The following is a 2,503-nucleotide window of genomic DNA, read 5'->3' on the forward strand; positions in this document are numbered from 1 at the left end:
TCGTGACTGCGTGCCTTTTGAAGAATGAGCCTGCGAGTTTGCGGTGCGTTGCGAGGTTAACCCGTGTGGGGAAGCCGTAGCGAAAGCGAGTCCGAATAGGGCGATTCAGTAGCGCGCTCAAGACCCGAAGCGGAGTGATCTAGCCATGGGCAGGTTGAAGCGGAGGTAAGACTTCGTGGAGGACCGAACCCACCAGGGTTGAAAACCTGGGGGATGACCTGTGGTTAGGGGTGAAAGGCCAATCAAACTCCGTGATAGCTGGTTCTCCCCGAAATGCATTTAGGTGCAGCGTCGTGTGTTTCTTGCCGGAGGTAGAGCACTGGATAGGCGATGGGCCCTACCGGGTTACTGACCTTAGCCAAACTCCGAATGCCGGTAAGTGAGAGCACGGCAGTGAGACTGTGGGGGATAAGCTCCATGGTCGAGAGGGAAACAGCCCAGAGCATCGACTAAGGCCCCTAAGCGTACGCTAAGTGGGAAAGGATGTGGAGTCGCAGAGACAACCAGGAGGTTGGCTTAGAAGCAGCCACCCTTGAAAGAGTGCGTAATAGCTCACTGGTCAAGTGATTCCGCGCCGACAATGTAGCGGGGCTCAAGCGTACCGCCGAAGTCGTGTCATTGCAGCAATAGGGCCAACGCCCGCTGTGATGGGTAGGGGAGCGTCGTGTGCCGGGTGAAGCAGCCGCGGAAGCGAGTTGTGGACGGTTCACGAGTGAGAATGCAGGCATGAGTAGCGATACACACGTGAGAAACGTGTGCGCCGATTGACTAAGGGTTCCTGGGTCAAGCTGATCTGCCCAGGGTAAGTCGGGACCTAAGGCGAGGCCGACAGGCGTAGTCGATGGACAACCGGTTGATATTCCGGTACCCGCTTTGAAACGCCCAATATCGAGCCCATTAATGCTAAGGCCGTGAAGCCGTTCCGGACCCTTCGGGGAAAGGAAAGTGGTGGAGCCGCTGATCCAAGGTGGTAGTAGGTAAGCGATGGGGTGACGCAGGAAGGTAGTCCAACCCGGGCGGTGGTAGTCCCGGGGTAAGGGTGTAGGGCGTTGTCCAGGTAAATCCGGACAGCACATAGCCTGAGACCTGATGCCGAGCCGATTGTGGTGAAGTGGATGATCCTATGCTGTCGAGAAAAGCCTCTAGCGAGTTTCATGGCGGCCCGTACCCTAAACCGACTCAGGTGGTCAGGTAGAGAATACCGAGGCGTTCGGGTGAACTATGGTTAAGGAACTCGGCAAAATGCCCCCGTAACTTCGGGAGAAGGGGGGCCACGTCTGGTGATCGGATTTACTCCGTGAGCTGGGGGTGGCCGCAGAGACCAGCGAGAAGCGACTGTTTACTAAAAACACAGGTCCGTGCGAAGCCGTAAGGCGATGTATACGGACTGACGCCTGCCCGGTGCTGGAACGTTAAGGGGACCGGTTAGTGACCTTTCGGGGTTGCGAAGCTGAGAACTTAAGCGCCAGTAAACGGCGGTGGTAACTATAACCATCCTAAGGTAGCGAAATTCCTTGTCGGGTAAGTTCCGACCTGCACGAATGGCGTAACGACTTCTCGACTGTCTCAACCATAGGCCCGGTGAAATTGCACTACGAGTAAAGATGCTCGTTTCGCGCAGCAGGACGGAAAGACCCCGGGACCTTTACTACAGTTTGATATTGGTGTTCGGTTCGGCTTGTGTAGGATAGGTGGGAGACTTTGAAGCCGTGACGCCAGTCATGGTGGAGTCGCCGTTGAAATACCACTCTGGTCGTGCTGGATGTCTAACCTCGGTCCGTGATCCGGATCAGGGACAGTGTCTGATGGGTAGTTTAACTGGGGCGGTTGCCTCCCAAAGGGTAACGGAGGCGCCCAAAGGTTCCCTCAGCCTGGTTGGCAATCAGGTGTTGAGTGTAAGTGCACAAGGGAGCTTGACTGTGAGACCGACGGGTCGAGCAGGGACGAAAGTCGGGACTAGTGATCCGGCGGTGGCTTGTGGAAGCGCCGTCGCTCAACGGATAAAAGGTACCCCGGGGATAACAGGCTGATCTTCCCCAAGAGTCCATATCGACGGGATGGTTTGGCACCTCGATGTCGGCTCGTCGCATCCTGGGGCTGGAGTCGGTCCCAAGGGTTGGGCTGTTCGCCCATTAAAGCGGTACGCGAGCTGGGTTTAGAACGTCGTGAGACAGTTCGGTCCCTATCCGCTGCGCGCGCAGGAATATTGAGAAGGGCTGTCCCTAGTACGAGAGGACCGGGACGGACGAACCTCTGGTGTGCCAGTTGTCCTGCCAAGGGCATGGCTGGTTGGCTACGTTCGGGAGGGATAACCGCTGAAAGCATCTAAGCGGGAAGCCTGCTTCGAGATGAGTATTCCCACCTCCTTGAGAGGGTAAGGCTCCCAGTAGACGACTGGGTTGATAGGCCGGATGTGGAAGCCCAGTAATGGGTGGAGCTGACCGGTACTAATAGGCCGAGGGCTTGTCCTCAGTTGCTCGCGTCCACTGTGTTAGTTCTGAAG

Annotated in this window: 1 rRNA gene; it reads left to right on the top strand. The window is 56.7% G+C overall.

From position 1 onward, the window contains the following. Nucleotides 1-2,471 (top strand): 23S ribosomal RNA (locus tag ACZ4XX_RS40230); the annotation flags it as partial. Nucleotides 2,472-2,503: the final 32 nt, after the last annotated feature.

This window comes from Streptomyces sp. NPDC029956, from assembly GCF_055574655.1.